The 16,291-nt window shown below is 44.6% G+C and carries 19 protein-coding genes and 2 pseudogenes; 18 read left to right on the forward strand and 3 right to left on the reverse strand.

Going from position 1 to position 16,291, the window contains the following annotated elements:
- Window positions 1-48: 48 nt before the first annotated feature.
- The 15 genes and pseudogenes from upp to fabZ all read left to right on the forward strand — a co-directional run bounded on the left by upp (window position 49) and on the right by fabZ (window position 11,110).
- Window positions 49-678: a uracil phosphoribosyltransferase gene (gene upp, locus ACYF68_RS03725; RefSeq protein ID WP_380570411.1), complete on the forward strand. Its 630-nt coding sequence runs from the start codon at window positions 49-51 to the stop codon at window positions 676-678.
- 27 nt (window positions 679-705) lie between these two features.
- Window positions 706-1,839 carry a non-hydrolyzing UDP-N-acetylglucosamine 2-epimerase gene (gene wecB, locus ACYF68_RS03730; protein ID WP_461045432.1) on the forward strand — a complete coding sequence of 378 codons (1,134 nt, stop codon included), beginning with the start codon at window positions 706-708 and terminating at the stop codon, window positions 1,837-1,839.
- A gap of 227 nt (window positions 1,840-2,066) precedes the next feature.
- Window positions 2,067-2,276, forward strand: coding sequence for a hypothetical protein (locus ACYF68_RS03735; protein WP_461047471.1), 210 nt, complete (start codon window positions 2,067-2,069; stop codon window positions 2,274-2,276).
- A 78-nt stretch (window positions 2,277-2,354) separates the two neighbouring features.
- Window positions 2,355-3,089: a F0F1 ATP synthase subunit A gene (gene atpB, locus ACYF68_RS03740; RefSeq protein WP_344700793.1), complete on the forward strand. Its 735-nt coding sequence runs from the start codon at window positions 2,355-2,357 to the stop codon at window positions 3,087-3,089.
- 53 nt (window positions 3,090-3,142) lie between these two features.
- A complete protein-coding gene (gene atpE, locus ACYF68_RS03745; RefSeq protein WP_031545243.1) occupies window positions 3,143-3,358 on the forward strand; it encodes a F0F1 ATP synthase subunit C in 216 nt (71 codons plus the stop codon).
- 98 nt (window positions 3,359-3,456) lie between these two features.
- A pseudogene (locus ACYF68_RS03750) lies at window positions 3,457-3,971 on the forward strand (F0F1 ATP synthase subunit B).
- On the forward strand, window positions 3,971-4,513 hold the full coding sequence (gene atpH / locus ACYF68_RS03755; RefSeq protein WP_461045433.1) for an ATP synthase F1 subunit delta: 543 nt from the start codon (window positions 3,971-3,973) through the stop codon (window positions 4,511-4,513). Before ACYF68_RS03750 ends, atpH begins: the two are co-directional and overlap by 1 nt.
- Before the next feature lie 17 nt (window positions 4,514-4,530).
- Complete coding sequence (gene atpA / locus ACYF68_RS03760; protein WP_461045434.1) at window positions 4,531-6,039, forward strand: F0F1 ATP synthase subunit alpha; 1,509 nt, start codon at window positions 4,531-4,533, stop codon at window positions 6,037-6,039.
- A 32-nt stretch (window positions 6,040-6,071) separates the two neighbouring features.
- Complete coding sequence (gene atpG / locus ACYF68_RS03765) at window positions 6,072-6,950, forward strand: ATP synthase F1 subunit gamma (protein WP_380570416.1); 879 nt, start codon at window positions 6,072-6,074, stop codon at window positions 6,948-6,950.
- Window positions 6,951-6,972: 22 nt separating this feature from the next.
- Window positions 6,973-8,383 (forward strand): annotated as a pseudogene (gene atpD, locus ACYF68_RS03770) (F0F1 ATP synthase subunit beta).
- A gap of 18 nt (window positions 8,384-8,401) precedes the next feature.
- Entirely contained in the window at window positions 8,402-8,809 is a 408-nt protein-coding gene (locus tag ACYF68_RS03775; RefSeq protein ID WP_380570418.1) for a F0F1 ATP synthase subunit epsilon, read from the forward strand.
- A gap of 45 nt (window positions 8,810-8,854) precedes the next feature.
- Window positions 8,855-9,082 carry a DUF1146 family protein gene (locus ACYF68_RS03780; protein ID WP_461045435.1) on the forward strand — a complete coding sequence of 76 codons (228 nt, stop codon included), beginning with the start codon at window positions 8,855-8,857 and terminating at the stop codon, window positions 9,080-9,082.
- Window positions 9,083-9,171: 89 nt separating this feature from the next.
- Complete coding sequence (murA, locus tag ACYF68_RS03785; protein WP_461045436.1) at window positions 9,172-10,461, forward strand: UDP-N-acetylglucosamine 1-carboxyvinyltransferase; 1,290 nt, start codon at window positions 9,172-9,174, stop codon at window positions 10,459-10,461.
- A 12-nt stretch (window positions 10,462-10,473) separates the two neighbouring features.
- Window positions 10,474-10,662 (forward strand): DNA-directed RNA polymerase subunit beta, encoded by a 189-nt coding sequence (locus ACYF68_RS03790; RefSeq protein WP_344700784.1) that lies wholly within the window; start codon window positions 10,474-10,476, stop codon window positions 10,660-10,662.
- A gap of 4 nt (window positions 10,663-10,666) precedes the next feature.
- Complete coding sequence (gene fabZ, locus ACYF68_RS03795) at window positions 10,667-11,110, forward strand: 3-hydroxyacyl-ACP dehydratase FabZ (protein WP_461045437.1); 444 nt, start codon at window positions 10,667-10,669, stop codon at window positions 11,108-11,110.
- On the opposite strand, the gene ACYF68_RS03800 is transcribed toward fabZ, so the two are convergent.
- Together ACYF68_RS03800 and ACYF68_RS03805 are read right to left on the reverse strand one after the other, a co-directional pair.
- Entirely contained in the window at window positions 11,107-11,289 is a 183-nt protein-coding gene (locus ACYF68_RS03800; protein ID WP_461045438.1) for a YwpF family protein, read from the reverse strand. The two genes, fabZ and ACYF68_RS03800, sit on opposite strands and share 4 nt — an antisense overlap.
- A gap of 1 nt (window position 11,290) precedes the next feature.
- Window positions 11,291-11,533, reverse strand: a complete 243-nt coding sequence (locus ACYF68_RS03805) for a YwpF family protein (RefSeq protein ID WP_461045439.1) — start codon at window positions 11,531-11,533, stop codon at window positions 11,291-11,293.
- 189 nt (window positions 11,534-11,722) lie between these two features.
- On the opposite strand from ACYF68_RS03805, the gene ACYF68_RS03810 reads away from it, so the two are divergent.
- From ACYF68_RS03810 to yidC, 3 genes are all read left to right on the forward strand, one after another.
- The gene (locus ACYF68_RS03810) at window positions 11,723-12,295 is read left to right on the forward strand and encodes a single-stranded DNA-binding protein (RefSeq protein ID WP_461045440.1); all 573 of its coding nucleotides are present in this window, start codon (window positions 11,723-11,725) and stop codon (window positions 12,293-12,295) included.
- A gap of 323 nt (window positions 12,296-12,618) precedes the next feature.
- Window positions 12,619-13,581, forward strand: a complete 963-nt coding sequence (locus ACYF68_RS03815) for a transglycosylase family protein (RefSeq protein ID WP_461045441.1) — start codon at window positions 12,619-12,621, stop codon at window positions 13,579-13,581.
- Window positions 13,582-13,763: 182 nt separating this feature from the next.
- Window positions 13,764-14,633, forward strand: a complete 870-nt coding sequence (gene yidC / locus ACYF68_RS03820) for a membrane protein insertase YidC (protein WP_344700779.1) — start codon at window positions 13,764-13,766, stop codon at window positions 14,631-14,633.
- Between the two features lie 53 nt (window positions 14,634-14,686).
- Here the strand turns inward: yidC and cls are convergent, their stop codons facing one another.
- Complete coding sequence (gene cls / locus ACYF68_RS03825; RefSeq protein WP_344700778.1) at window positions 14,687-16,171, reverse strand: cardiolipin synthase; 1,485 nt, start codon at window positions 16,169-16,171, stop codon at window positions 14,687-14,689.
- Between the last annotated feature and the right edge of the window lie 120 nt (window positions 16,172-16,291).

The following is a 16,291-nucleotide window of genomic DNA, read 5'->3' on the forward strand; positions in this document are numbered from 1 at the left end:
GGAGCAAAACATTGTTCCGGCACAATTGAGAAAAAAAGGAGGAAAAATATGTCTAAAGTACAAGTAATGGAGCATCCATTAATCCAGCATAAGATGGGGTACATCAGAGATAAAAACACATCCACTAAAGAGTTCAGAGAACTGGTGGATGAGGTCGGTATGCTGATGGCATATGAAGTGACCCGGGATCTTTCTCTTCAAGACGTTGAAGTGGAAACGCCAGTCACACGGACTACAGAGAAGCGGTTGAGTGGAAAAAAACTCGGTATTGTACCAATTCTCCGCGCGGGTCTTGGAATGCAGCAGGGGATATTGAAGTTGATCCCATCTGCGAGAGTGGGCCATGTCGGCCTATATCGAGATCCGGAGACGTTGGAAGCGATAGAATATTATGCGAAATTCCCTGGTGATATTGAAGAACGGGACATCTTCGTAATCGATCCGATGCTCGCAACAGGGGCTTCTGCAGTTGAAGCGATTACAGCAGTTAAAAAGCGCGGCGCGACCAAAATTCGGTTCATCTGCCTGGTGGCCGCTCCTGAAGGTGTGGATGTTTTGAAAGAAGCACACCCGGATGTGGACATCTACATTGCAGCGCTTGATGAAAAGCTCAACGATGCAAGCTACATCGTACCGGGACTTGGAGATGCCGGGGACCGGCTGTTCGGTACAAAATAAAGAAAACAGATCATGAGGAGAAAGAGCATGAAGAAAATTATGACGGTTTTCGGCACGCGGCCGGAAGCAATCAAAATGGCCCCTCTTGTATTGGCGCTTAAAGATGATCCTGAACTGGAACCGATAGTCGTCGTTACAGCACAGCACAGAGAAATGCTTGACCAAGTGCTGTCGATCTTCGGCATTACACCTGACTATGATTTGAATATCATGAAACAGGGGCAGACACTCTCTGAGGTGACAGGCCGTGTCATTACAGGGCTTGAATCAATCATTAAAGAAGCAGAACCAGATATGATGCTCATTCATGGGGATACGACGACGACATTCGCAGGAAGTCTGGCTGCGTTCTACAGTAAGGTGGATATTGGGCACGTTGAAGCGGGCCTCAGGACCCACAATAAATATTCGCCTTTCCCGGAAGAAATGAACCGACAGATGACAGGTGTCCTTGCAGACCTTCATTTTTCACCAACAGAAACGTCAAAAAACAATCTGCTTGAGGAAAATAAAAAGCCAGAAACGATTTCAGTCACTGGCAACACCGCTATAGATGCGCTGAGGACGACTGTTGACGCCTCATACCAGAGCGACATCATCAGCAAGCACAAAGACAAAAAGGTCATCCTGCTCACTGCGCATAGGAGAGAAAACATCGGTACACCGATGGAGAATATCTTCAGTGCAGTCAGGGACATCGTAGAGACGTTTGAAGATGTTACAGTGGTATATCCAATGCATAAAAATCCTAAGGTGAGGACCATAGCAGATAAGTACCTCTCAGGCCATGATCGTATTGAACTGATTGAACCGCTGGACGTGGTCGATTTCCATAACTTTGCAGCAAACAGTCATATCATACTGACGGATTCTGGAGGCGTTCAGGAAGAGGCGCCATCACTACAAAAACCAGTGTTGGTGTTGCGTGATACCACAGAGCGTCCCGAAGGCATAGAAGCAGGGACTCTAAAGCTGGCTGGTACGGAAAAGGAAGACGTCTACAGACTGGTCAATGAGCTTCTTACGGATGAGGAAGTGTACAAAAAGATGGCTCAGGCCAACAATCCGTATGGGGACGGTCGGGCTTCTTTAAGAATCTGCGAAAACATCAAGTACTACTACGGCATCCTCAATGAAAAACCAGAGAGTTTCAAAGCATGACCAATTATGTCTATAATATGTCAGAATCAAACTGAAATTAAATTAATATGTCCATAATATTGACATAAAAAAAGCACTCCTATATCATTACAAGAGTAATGTAACGGTTTACAACGAAAGCCGTATAATACACTAGGAGACAGTGTTAAATTGCCATTTCTGAGACGATTTTCCCACCACTTTTTAAGGTTTCTGCTTTTCCCCTTGTCATTAGCTTACTCATCTACCTGTTTACATCATCAACTTTTGCAGCAGGGTTCGCCCTAGGCACCCTTGCGTCCATATTGATGTTGTTCAATTGGTATTACAACCTTGATAGGGCTTATGGGGCAGTAGATGGAAAAATCAGGACTGGGACGGCGGCAAGACTTGCCATTGTAATTGTTACATGCTTATTCTGGTGCGTTTCCCGGATATATTCAGCATTTTCGGTATAGGGTCGGGGCTCATGCTCAGCTATGTCATGATCCTGTTTCGTACTGTTAAAGAATTGACGGAGTGAAAGAGGTGAAAAAATGGAGCACGGAAATCCAATATGGACTATAGATGTTTTGGGTCTTCCAATTATATTCAACCTGTCTACAGTATTGATGATAGTAATTTCATCGCTCATTGTATTTCTAATCGCTTTCTTTATGACGAGAAATCTGGCAGTGAGACCGACTGGAAAGAGTCAGGTACTTATGGAAGTACTGATGAACTTCGTTAAAGGTATCATCTCGGGCAACATGGCCTGGAAACAAGGAGGAAGATTCCACTTCCTTGCCCTGACATTGATTTTATACATATTTGTATCAAATATGGTTGGGTTGCCTTTTGCCTTTGTTGCGCCGGATGCCGATCAGACACTGTGGTGGAAGTCACCGACTGCGGATCCAGCAGTAACTTTGACTTTGGCTAGTGTGATGATAGTCATGACGCATTACTACGGTATAAAGATGCGTGGCACGAAAGCATACATCAAATCTTACGTAGAACCGGTGTGGTTCATGGCACCGTTTAAATTCATCGAAGAATTCACATACAATCTGACACTTGGCTTGCGTCTTTACGGTAACATCTATGCAGGTGAAATATTGCTTGCACTCCTAGTCATGGTAATGACTTCAGGCGCTATAGGATTCATCGGCGGATTCATTCCAATGATGATCTGGCAAGGATTCTCAATCTACATTGGTGCAATCCAGGCATTTATATTCGTTATGTTATCAATGGTCTATCTTTCCCATAAGGTGAACGAGGATCATTAATATAAAAATTAAATTTTACTTTCAAAATATTTTAGGAGGAACTATTTCTTATGATGAATCTACTCGCAGTAGGTATCGCTGCTGGTCTTGCAGCACTTGGCGCAAGTATCGGTATCGGCCTTATCGTTTCTAAAACAGTTGAAGGGGTCTCCCGCCAGCCGGAAGCCCGTGGCCCACTCATGACAATCATGTTCATCGGTATCGGTGTTGTTGAGGCCGTTCCGATCATCGCAATTGTTATCTCATTCATGCTCATGTTCATGTTCTAAGAACCGTTACATCTGGCGAAGTCTTCTTTTAAGATTTCGCCGTCTTATTATGTAGATTGTAAAATAGATTGAAACTCTCGCGAAAGGAGTGTACATAAGTGGAATTTCTTATTTTAGGGGCTACGGAGACGATCCCATCAGCAATTGGGAGCAGTTTGGTACAGCTTGTAACTTTCCTCGTACTTCTTGGCGCACTTTCATACTTTGTTGGAAGCCGTTGAAGAAAGTGATGGATGAACGGGAGCAGCTGATCCATTCGGAGATAGATGAGGCTGAACAGCGCAGAATGGATGCTGTCAAACTCAAAGAAGAAAATGAAGCTGTGCTCAGAGAGACACAGACTGAGATTTCAGCAATGATGGATAATGCTAAAAACCAGGCCAAAAAAGAGCAGGAAGCAATTATCCACGATGCGAATACGCGTGCGAATCAGATGATGGAGACAGCTAAGGCGGATATTGAGAGAGAAAAAGAAAAAGCAATCCGCGACATCAATGATCAGGTCGGCGAAATTTCCGTCCTGATTGCAGAGAAGATGATTGCTAAAGAAATCAATCAAGATGATCAAAAAGATCTGGTTGAAAGATACCTTCAGGAAGCAGGGGGTAAATAATGTCCAGCTCAGCACAGAAATACTCTGAGGCGCTGTTCAGTGCAGTCGAAGAATCGGGACAGCTTGAAGCAGCCCGCAGGGATTTTGATGAAGTGATGAAAGCTTTCAAGAGCACTCCTTTATTCATGAAGTTCGCGGAAAACCCGCGCATCCCGAGGAATAAGAAAAGGGAAGTCCTTAAAGAAGCATTCAATGATGTTGTCGAACCTTTGCGCAACGCATTGCTCATTCTCTCGGATCGCAATAAATTAACTGAAGTGGCATCTGTCTACAATTCCTTCATCGATAGATATAACCGTCATCATAATCAGGAGAATGTTGTGATCGAGTCCGTCTACCCACTCTCTTCAGAAGAGATAGAAAGCATTGGAAAAGTCTTTGTCAAAAGAACAGGTCTTTCTAAACTGCTTATCGAAAATGAAGTGAATGAAGAACTGATCGGCGGAATACGGGTGTTCATCGGAACAAAAGTATATGATGGCTCATTGAATACTAAACTGTCGGATTTGAGAAGCAAATTAAGAGAAAGTACTAATAGCTAATTAAGGAGTGACAATTGATGGCAATTAAAGCTGATGAAATAAGCGCTCTCCTGAAAAGTCAGATCGAAAACTATGAAGCAGATATGAAAGTAACAGATGTTGGTACAGTCATCCAAGTTGGTGACGGTATCGCACTTGCTCATGGTCTTAACGATGCAATGGCTGGAGAACTGCTTGAATTTCCAAGTGGTGTTCTGGGGCTTGCCCAGAACCTAGAAGAAAACAATATTGGTATCGTAATCCTCGGACCATATGACGATATCAAAGAAGGCGACGAAGTGAAGCGCACAGGCCGCATCATGGAAGTCCCTGTAGGTGAGGAACTCATCGGACGGGTGGTCAACCCACTCGGCCAGGCTATCGATGGCAAAGGACCAATCGGCGCGACTAAGACTAGGCCGATCGAAAGTCCTGCGACAGGCGTGATGGCGCGTAAATCAGTTGATGAACCTCTACAGACGGGAATTAAAGCGATTGATGCACTTGTCCCAATCGGCCGCGGCCAGCGTGAGCTGATCATCGGTGACCGTCAAACAGGTAAAACTACTGTGGCAATCGATACAATCCTGAACCAGAAGGATCAGGATATGATTTGTGTCTATGTAGCAATCGGCCAAAAGGAATCTACAGTAAGATCTACTGTCGAAACGCTCCGTCAAAACGGTGCACTCGACTATACGATTGTAGTAACGGCTGGTGCTTCCATGCCAGCTCCGCTTCTTTACATTGCGCCATATGCTGGTGTATCCATGGCGGAGGAATTCATGTTTAACGGCAAGCACGTCCTCATCGTATATGATGACCTGACTAAACAGGCGGCGGCTTATCGTGAACTGTCATTGCTTCTGAAACGTCCACCAGGCCGTGAAGCCTACCCAGGTGACGTATTCTATCTGCACAGTCGTCTGCTCGAACGTGCGGCGAAACTCAACGATGAATTGGGTGGTGGATCGATTACGGCATTGCCGTTCATCGAGACGCAAGCAGGGGATATCAGTGCGTTCGTCCCTACGAACGTTATATCCATTACAGACGGACAGATCTTCCTGCAGTCAGACCTATTCTTCTCAGGTGTAAGACCAGCTATCAACGCCGGTCTATCAGTATCCCGTGTTGGTGGTTCTGCACAGATTAAAGCAATGAAGAAAGTTGCGGGGACATTGAGGCTCGACCTCGCTGCATTCCGTGAACTGGAAGCATTTGCCCAATTCGGTTCGGATCTTGACGAAGCGACTGCTGCAAAGCTCGAACGTGGTAAACGTACTGTTGAAGTACTCAAGCAGGGTGAAAACAACCCACTGCCTGTAGAGCGCCAAGTCGCCATACTCTATGCACTTGTGAACGGTCATCTGGATGAGATTCCTGTTGAAGATATTACAAGGTTTGAAGACGAGTTCCTCAACTGGCTCGATTCAAACGAACCGGAATTGCTGAAAGGCATAAAAGAAACAAAACAGCTTCCGGATGATGAAGCATATAAATCAGCAATCAACAGCTTCAAAAAGCTGTTCAACTCTTCCAATTAAGAATTGTGAATATAGAATAAGGTGGTGAATTCATGGCTTCACTAAGAGAAATAAAAGGTCGTATAGGATCAACCAAAAAAATGAGCCAGATCACTAGCGCCATGCACATGGTGTCCAACTCTAAATTGAGGCGGGCCGAGGAGAACACGAAGAAGTTCCAACCTTATATGGATAAGATACAAGAAGCTGTCCAGGCCATTGCTTCAGGCGACAATACAAGTTCCCACCCTATGCTCAGGGAGCGTCCGGTCAAGCGTACCGGCTATGTCATCATTACGTCAGACAGCGGTCTTGCGGGTCCATATAATGCGAACATCATGAAAGAAATCACTAGGCTGATCAGTGAGCGTCATAATGACAACCCGGAATCCTATGATCTCTTCGTAATTGGAAGAATGGGCTACGAATTCCTTGAGAATCAGGGCTACAGCATTACAAATCACCGCATTGGACTTGAGGATCAGCCTGACTTCAGCAGTGTCAAAGAAATTGCACAACAATCGGTTGCACAATTTGCGAATGAAGACGTTGATGAACTCTACATCATCTACAATAAATTCATTAATGTGCTTGAGCAGAAAGTCAACACAAGACAACTGCTGCCTTTGTCCGAGAGTGCGGTTATGGCCAATGAAACACAGGCGTCCAACCTCTCAACATACGAATTTGAACCGGATAAGGAGTCCATACTCGAGACAATCCTGCCACAATATGCAGAAAGTCTGGTTTACGGCGCACTCCTCGATGCAAAAGCGAGTGAGCATGCGGCGCGTATGACGGCGATGAAGGCTGCAACGGATAATGCGAAGGAACTGGTTGATGATCTGTCACTGCAGTATAACCGTGCCAGACAGGCTGCGATCACTCAAGAAATCACAGAAATAGTCGGCGGTGCATCAGCACTTGAATAAAGAAAGACTAGGAGGAAATCGAATGACTTTAGGTCAAGTGGTTCAAGTCATGGGACCTGTGGTTGATGTGCGTTTCAATGAAGGCGAGTTGCCGGAATTGAATAACGCATTGTACATCACTCATGAAAAAGGAAATGAAGAAGAAACGATCGCCCTGGAAGTTGCCCTCCATCTCGGAGACAATGTCGTCCGGACGATTGCGATGAGTTCCACAGATGGACTGCAGCGTGGAACTGAAGTTAAAGATACAGGCAGCCCCATCTCAGTACCGGTCGGTCAGCTGACGCTGGGCAGAGTGTTTAACGTGCTCGGCGAACATATCGATCTTGGGAAGCTGTACCGGCTTCTGAAAGAAGAGACCCGATACACCGTCAGGCTCCAAAGTTCGAAAATCTCTCCACTAATGTAGAAATTTTGGAAACAGGAATCAAAGTAGTAGATTTACTGGCTCCTTATACTAAAGGTGGTAAGATTGGACTGTTTGGAGGCGCGGGAGTTGGTAAAACTGTTCTGATCCAGGAACTGATCAACAACATCGCCCAGGAGCATGGAGGTATCTCTGTGTTCGCAGGTGTCGGAGAGCGGACTCGTGAAGGTAATGACCTTTACTATGAAATGAGCGACTCCGGTGTTATCGCGAAAACTGCGATGGTGTTCGGCCAGATGAACGAACCGCCAGGCGCGCGTATGCGTGTAGCCTTGTCGGGTCTTACTATGGCAGAATACTTCCGTGATGAGGAAGGTCAGGATGTACTGCTCTTCATCGACAACATCTTCCGCTTTACTCAAGCGGGCTCCGAAGTGTCTGCTTTGCTCGGACGTATGCCTTCAGCGGTTGGTTATCAGCCGACATTGGCAACTGAAATGGGACAATTGCAGGAGCGCATCACATCTACCAATGTAGGATCGGTGACGTCCATCCAAGCAGTCTTCGTACCTGCGGATGACTATACTGACCCAGCACCAGCTCAAACATTTGCGCACTTGGATGCGACTACGAACCTTGAGCGTAAGCTTTCTGAGATGGGTATCTACCCGGCGGTCGATCCGCTGGCATCTACTTCCCGTGCGTTGACTCCAGCAGTAGTGGGCGAAGCGCACTATGAAGTAGCAAGGGATGTTCAGGCGACCATCCAAAAATACCGCGAACTTCAGGATATCATTGCGATTCTAGGTATGGATGAACTTTCCGAGGAAGATAAGCTTACTGTTTCCCGTGCACGTCGGATCCAGTTCTTCCTATCCAGAACTTCCACGTAGCAGAACAGTTCACAGGCCAAAAAGGTTCATACGTGCCTGTAGAACAGACAGTCAACGACTTCAAGGAAATACTTGAAGGAAAATACGACCATATCCCGGAAGATGCATTCCGTCTTGTCGGCGGCATTTCCGATGTGCTGGATAAAGCACGCGAGATGGGTGTAGAAGTCTAAAATCGGGAGGGTTAGCAAATGAGTACAATTGCACTGGATGTAGTTACACCAAACGGCTCGGTTTTCAGTGAGGAAGACTGTGACATCATTATACTCCAGACTAAACAGGGTGAGCTCGGTGTCATGGCCGGCCACGTCCCGACGGTTGCTGCACTCAAGATTGGCAGTCTGCGTGCGAAGATAGGCGGCCAGTATGAATATATGGCTGTAACGGAAGGCTTTGTAGAAATCCGTTCTGAAAAAGTGACGGTTCTTGTGCAGGCGGGTGAGTTTGCTCAAGACATCGATACAGACCGTGCGATCGCTGCAAGAGATCGTGCCGAAGCACTCCTTCAGCAGTCACAGGATGAAAAAGTCGATAGATATCGTGCTGAACTTGCGTTGAATCGCGCAATCAATCGATTGGATGTATCAAAACATAAGTAAGGATTCTGCCGGGCTCTGGCCCGGGCTTTTTTAAGGGTGATTATAATGTTGTTTTCCCAGCTAGCATTCATGCATATCGTATTGCACTTGTTGTGCGTAATCTTTGCCTTTTGGGTACTTGGCGCTCTGAACACAGATGGATGGTTCAAAAAAGCGGAAACAGGTCGAATCAGATTGTTCGTCATATTATTGGCAGTTCTTCTAGGAAGTGGCTTAAGCAACTTTATAATGGATTTCTTCAGACTGGTCCAAGAAGCAGCACTATTGTTTTGACATTTAATTTGCAAACGTGTTTATACATCTCTAAAATAGTGAATAGTATACGAAGTATTAAATGGTAAGTAAAATATGGAGTGAATAAAATGGATTCTATAATAGTAAAAGGTGGGAACAAGCTTTCAGGTTCTGTTGAAATTGAAGGTTCCAAAAATGCTGTACTGCCGGTCTTGACTGCTTCTTTATTAGCAGAAGAGGGCGTATCGAGGCTACATAATGTTCCGGACTTATCTGATGTCGGGACTTTAGCCGCCTTGCTTCGCCACTTGGGGGCTGAAGTGGAAATTGAACAGGGGATTGTTTCGGTGGATGCCAGCGCAGAGCTTTCGTGTGATGCACCTTTCGACCTCGTAAGCAAGATGCGTGCGAGCATGCTTGTTATGGGCCCCCTGCTTGCACGTTACGGGTATTGTAATGTAGCTATGCCAGGAGGATGTGCTATCGGTTCAAGGCCAGTGGAACAACACATCAAAGGTCTCGAAAAGATGGGGACTACTTTCCGAACTGTAGATGGTAGTTTTGAAGGACATGTCGATGGCCGTCTGAAAGGTGCCAAGATTCACCTGGATTTTCCTAGCGTTGGCGCAACCCAGAACCTTATAATGGCTGCAAGCCTGGCTGAGGGGACTACTGAGCTTGAAAATGCAGCTCAAGAACCTGAAATTGAAGATTTGGCCAATTATATCAATGAAATGGGCGGTAATGTAAAAGGTGTAGGTACTGCCCACATTAAAATTGAAGGTGTCGAATCCCTAAAAGGAATAGACCACACCGTCATTCCTGACAGAATTGAAGCAGGTACTTTTATGATTGCAGGGGCAATAACACGCAGTGAAATCACGCTGAAAAACGTTGTGCCCGAACATTTGAGTGCACTGATTTCCAAGCTTGAAGAAATAGGTGTACGGATAGAGGGTACGGAGGATGGTGTCAAAGTCATCCCGGCCGAGAACCTTAAGCCCATCCGGGTCAAGACGATGCCCCACCCTGGTTTTCCAACAGACATGCAAAGCCAGATGATGGCATTGCTTACGACCATCAACGGTACAAGCGTCATGACGGAGACGATATTCGAGAATCGTTTCATGCACGTCAATGAGTTCAGAAAGATGGATGCAGATATAGAAGTAGAAGAAAACCATGCATTCATCAAAGGTGGCGGCAAACTTACCGGGGGCCGTGTAAAAGCGACTGACCTCAGGGCCGCAGCTGCATTGATTCTTGCAGGTTTGGTAGCAGAAGGGTATACTGAAGTCACTGAATTGAATCATCTGGACCGTGGTTACGTAGATTTCCATGGCAAGTTGCAGAAGCTTGGAGCCGATATAGAGCGCACAGATGAGCAACGCACAAAAAGTGTGATAACTTCTAAATAAAGAGGTAGTGTTATGGCCGAAGAATCAAGAAAGCTGGTCCATCGCAGATTTCCGTTGATTGTTAGAATACTGCTTTATGTATATGTGGCAATTATCGTGTTCTTTGTGGGCCTCATGATTGGATATGGGATATTGAATAATCCGATGGAAGTATTTCGTCTGGAAACATGGGAACACATCATCAATATGACTAAGGAATGATACAATGCTGAGTTACGATCAGATAAAGGCGATAATTCCGCACCGCCCACCTTTTCTGCTGATAGATAAAGTCACTGAAGTAGAACCAGGTGTAAAGTGTACGGGGATCAAACAAGTTTCCGGTAATGAGCCATTCTTTCAAGGGCATTTTCCTGAGTATGCTGTAATGCCAGGTGTCCTGATTGTTGAATCATTGGCTCAGGTAGGTGCAGTCGCGCTCTTGCAGGAGGAACAGTTCCAAGGAAAGCTTGCCTTTTTTGCAGGCATAGATAGATGTAGGTTCAAAAAGCAGGTCAGACCTGGGGATACTCTGGAACTGACAGTTGAAATAACAAAAATAAAGGGTCCTATCGGCAAAGGGGAAGCAGTCGCTACAGTTGACGGGGAGATTGCCTGTAAATGTGAAATTACCTTTGCCATACAAGACCAAAAAACATCCGATGATTAATCATCGGATGTTTTTATTTCTTTTTTAGACTCCATGATGGATTTGAACTCATGGAGCAAGGTCTCTTCTTCATACCCTTCACTCAACAGATGGGTGAGTACATCTTCAGCATACGTTGGTCCTTGTACGATTATCTTGCCATTGAATATTAGGGATAGTGCCTGATCCAACTCATTCATTTCATTGAACGTTCCTCTGAATCTTGGCCGGTTCGTTTGAATGTCTCGTAATCGTAACAAGAATTTCAACTTCCGTTCCAATCATCTCCTGGAGAATATCCTTAAAGTCGGGAGAAGTGGAAATCTCGATCAACCAAGGAGCCTCTCCCTTCTCCTTATTGATTATGATGCCATCGATGATATCCAGTATTATATAATTCTCTTCATGTTCCAGCTTCAATTCAACTACCTTAAAAGACTTCATACCAGTTCCTCCCTTCATAATGAATCGTGGATGCAATTTTTTTGAAATCGCATCACCTTGCGTTTCAATATTTATTTATCATCACCATATTCATTCTAATTGTAAAGGAAATGGCTGTAAAATCAAATTTCAGCCTTTTGCAGAATATTTACTTTAGGTTTATCTTTGGGACAGGAAGGAGGTGAACTAATGATGAACAAAGTCTTGCTGGTGGGGGAGCTGGTGCGTAATGTGACGATACAGAAAACGGTGAATGGCAGCATCAATTCATTCATCATTGCAACCGTCAGAGTGCCCAAAGATGAAAGAAAATCAAAGGAAGTACATTTCATCTACTGCAAAGCCTTCGGAAAAGCACTACCTAAAGTACTCACAGAAGCTACTGAAGGTGATATCCTATGCGTCAGTGGTCAGGTCGCCACCACGGTCCATACAACCCAAGAGGGTGAAAAAGAATATCGGATGGAAATATGGGCTGAAAGCATTAAACATATCCCGGATAAGATGAGCCGACAAAAAGACATCACGAATCCTTCACGCATGATAGGGGAGGCGGTAAAGCATTATGACCAGTGGGACTACATCGGTGAAAGGACAGTCCATACATTAGAAAGCTCCGATGATCCAGGCAAGGCACTTTTGAAGGACCGCCACCTGGAGTCTTTGGAAAAAGTTTTGAATGAACATAAGAAGGACAGTCATACATTGCAACTTGTGCCAAACGAAGATTCAGATGAAAAGAAGGAAAAAGCCTTTACCTGAACAGGTCCAATTGATTCACACTATCTACACTCACACTACTCACCATACCCTGCTTAAGGCCGACTACTGCGATCGGACTTAAGCAGGGTATTTTATATGAAAACTTTTAGAAGATGAATGAATTCTGAAACCTAGAAGAGTTATAAATACACTATTTGTGAAAAAAGGTCTTACAACAAGAAATGATATTGTAATCTGATTGTAATGAAAAACGCTTTTCTTTATATTCCTGTAACCTAAGAAATGTTTAAATCTGATATAGTACTATTCAGCTAATAAGAAAACATTATTCCGCTTAAGGGAATACGGAGGGTATACTAATTATGAAGAAAGTACTATCTATCGGTGCAGCAGTTGCTGTATCCGGCACACTCGCTTACAGTGCAGAAGCAGCAACTCATACAGTAGATAAAGGGGATACTCTTTCCGAAATCGCGCATCAGAGCAATACAACAGTCGATGCGATTAAATCAGCCAATAATTTGACTTCCAACCTTATCTTCCCAGGTCAAGAGCTTGAAGTTACAAAAGCAAATGATTCAGAAGATAAAGAAGCAGGGGTCTATAAAATAAAATCAGGAGATACGCTTTTTGAGATCGCGCAGAAATTTGAAGTTACCGTTTCAGATCTGAAGGCGTGGAACAACCTATCTTCAGATCTCATCATTGCTGGTAAAACACTTTCAGTCTCTGGAGATACCGTGTCTCAAGCGCCTGTGCAAGCACCAGCAGTAGAAGAAGCACCTGCTCAATTGCAGCCAGTAGAAGAAGTTCAGCAAGATGATTCAGCCGAAGAGCGTGCAGCAGAACAGGCAGCAGCCGAAGAGCGTGCAGCAGAGCAAGCGGCAGCTGAAGAGCGTGCAGCAGAACAGGCAGCAGCCGAAGAGCGTGCAGCAGAGCAAGCGGCAGCTGAAGAGCGTGCAGCAGAACAGGCAGCAGCTGAAGAGCGTGCAGCAGAGCAAGCAGCAGCTGAAGAGCGTGCGGCAGCACAAGCAACAGCCGAAGAGCGTCAACAAGCTAAAACACAAAATGTGTCTACTTCCAATAATTCAAGTTCACAGAACTGGGGAGCATTAGCGCAGTGTGAATCTGGCGGCGCTCCAGGCATCGTAAGCGCAAATGGCCTTTATCATGGTCTTTACCAATTCGATGTCCGCACTTGGCAGTCTGTAGGCGGAAGCGGTCTGCCATCCAATGCATCGGCAGCAGAACAAACCAAAAGAGCTCAAATCCTATATGATCAAAGAGGATCCCAGCCTTGGCCTGTATGTGGCTCAAGACTCTAGGAATGAACCTTCCTAACCAGACCTAGCAATTGCTAGGTCTGTTTTTCATTGGAAACTCAGAATATAGATAGAAGTATCATTAAATTGTCACTAATGGATGTGTAAGATTTTATAATATGTTTTTTTAGACATTCTTTTATGTTACAATTTCTTTTATGTGAGACAAATTATGAGGTGAAGAAATGAGTAAAAAATGGCTCTTCCCGCTAATGATCGGTCTGGTGCTTGTGCTCTCCGGCTGTGACTATTCCCAGGAAGAAAATAGAAATGGTTTTTTCTTTAATACTTTCGTCCGTCCGATGGATAGTCTTGTTCATTGGCTCGGTGAAAACCTGAACAATAACTATGGCTTGGCTATTATAGCCGTTACCCTAATCGTCCGCTTAGCAATTTTCCCATTCATGATGCGTACATATAAAAATCAGATGATGATGCGCGAGAAGATGAAAATCGTTAAACCTGAAATGGAAGAGATTCAAAAGAAAGTCAAAGTTGCAACAACTCAGGAAGAGAAGATGGAAGCGCAGCAGGAGATGATGGGACTTTACAAGAAACACGGCATCAACCCGCTCAACATGGGTTGCTTACCTATGTTGATCCAGATGCCTATCGTCATGGCGCTATATTTCTCCCTCAAATTCCCATCTGAAGGTGGAATTACCGAATATCCATCTTTCCTTTGGATGAATTTGACTGAGCAGGATCTGTTCATGGTGGCCATCGCCGGAATCGTTTATGCAGGACAGGCATTCGTTTCCATGCAGTTTGTATCTCCAGAACAGCGCAAGCAGATGCAGCTATTCATGTACATCTCTCCAATTATGATCATCTGGATTTCCTTGATTTCACCTTCAGCCCTTCCACTCTACTGGGCAGTCGGCGGTCTTTTCCTGATATTCCAGACTTGGGCAGGTAATACCTTCTATAAAAAGAAAGTGGCTGAAGAAATGGCACCTATCATAGAAGCACATGAACGGGAACAGGCAGAAAAAGAGCAACGCTTGAAGAGTGCTAAAGTAATGCCGAAGAAAAAACGTAAAAAGAAAAAATAATGCAGTGAAAAAGGCATGATATCCAAGAGATATCATGCCTTTTTATTTGGATATTAAAGGATGGGCGAAATGAGGTTCGCAATACCTTCCTTTATACGGATCCATTTATTTCTGGAGTCGTATCTTTCAACGGTAAGCAGAGAACAGGCCTCAATATCCGCTTCATAGATGAGACGGTATTTGGTTGCTTCATTTTTATCGTATATGAAAGCATTGACTTCGAAGTTCAAAAAGAAGCTTCTGGAGTCGACGTTTGTCGTCCCGACACTCAACACTTCATCATCGACCATCATCACTTTTTGATGGAGGAAACCTTTCTCGTAGATATGGACGTGGGCCCCCATCCGTGCTATCGCACCTGCATTGGAGTAGGTGCCCCAGTACACGAAAGGATGATCCGGCTTGTTGGGAATCATCAGATGTACCTCGACTCCGCTCAATATAGCGATTTTGACTGCCTCCAAGAAGGATTGGTCTGGGATGAAATAAGGCGTCTGGATATAGATGGACTTCTTTGCGCTGTAGATCATTTTCATATAGCCATATTTGATCTGCTGCCATCTCTCATCAGGACCACTTGAAGCCACTTGCATAGGCGTGTTGCCATAGTAGTGGTTCACTTCAGGGAAGTAGCGATTTTCCCTGAACATATTATTGCGTTTATCATGTGAATTCCAGTCCAACATAAAGCGCAACTGGAGGGATTTAACGGCGTTCCCTTCAATCCTCAGGTGGGTATCGCGCCAATAGCCGAATTTTTTATTCAAACCAATGTATTCATCGCCTACGTTGAAGCCGCCTACATATCCGAGGGTGCCATCTATTACCACAATTTTACGATGGTTACGGTTATTCATCCTTGGATTTATGAGGCGGAGCATGCTTGGGAAGAAGGCTTCGACCAGACCACCGGCTGCTTTCAATTCTTTAAAGTTGCTCAACCGGAGTGTTCTGGAACCTATATCGTCGTAGAGAATTCTGACAGAGACTCCCTCTCGTTGCTTTGCAAGCAATGCCTTATGTAATCTTTGGCCGATGCCATCCAATTTCAAAATGTAGTATTGGAAATGGATGTGGTCTCGAGCGTTGTAGATATCTTCGAGCAGCTTCTCGAATTTTTCATTACCGTCTGTGAAAATATCTATCTTGTTGTTGATGGTCATAAAAGATTGATTATTATCGAGCAGCATATGGATTATTTTCCTATGACGGTTCGTGACGTCGTTTGCGAAAGACATACGGTTGTTCTGTAGATCACTGAGCTGCTCATCAACCAGGTGCTCAAGACCCACTTTGTCTGCTTCATTGATCTGGAATAACTTCTGGTTGTATATTTGGCGGCCGAAAAGGATATAAAATATGAAGCCGATGATCGGCAGAAAGAAAAGGACCATAAGCCAAGCCCATATGCTCTGCGCGCTGCGCCGTTCCAAAAATATCAGCCCTATGGCAAAAAGGAGGTTGATTCCAATTATGATAAGGGTGATGGTACTCAACACTTTTGCGCTGGATAGGAATTCAAATATAGCTAATTCCATATTTTCACCTCACTTGTATTCTATTATAAACCAAGATTATTCAAAATTCTGTAACATTTATTTTTTGATTTGTATGGCAAAAATATAAATTTCACGTTAAAATAAGAGTAAGTTGAAAAA

The organism is Salinicoccus sp. CNSTN-B1, assembly GCF_054792835.1.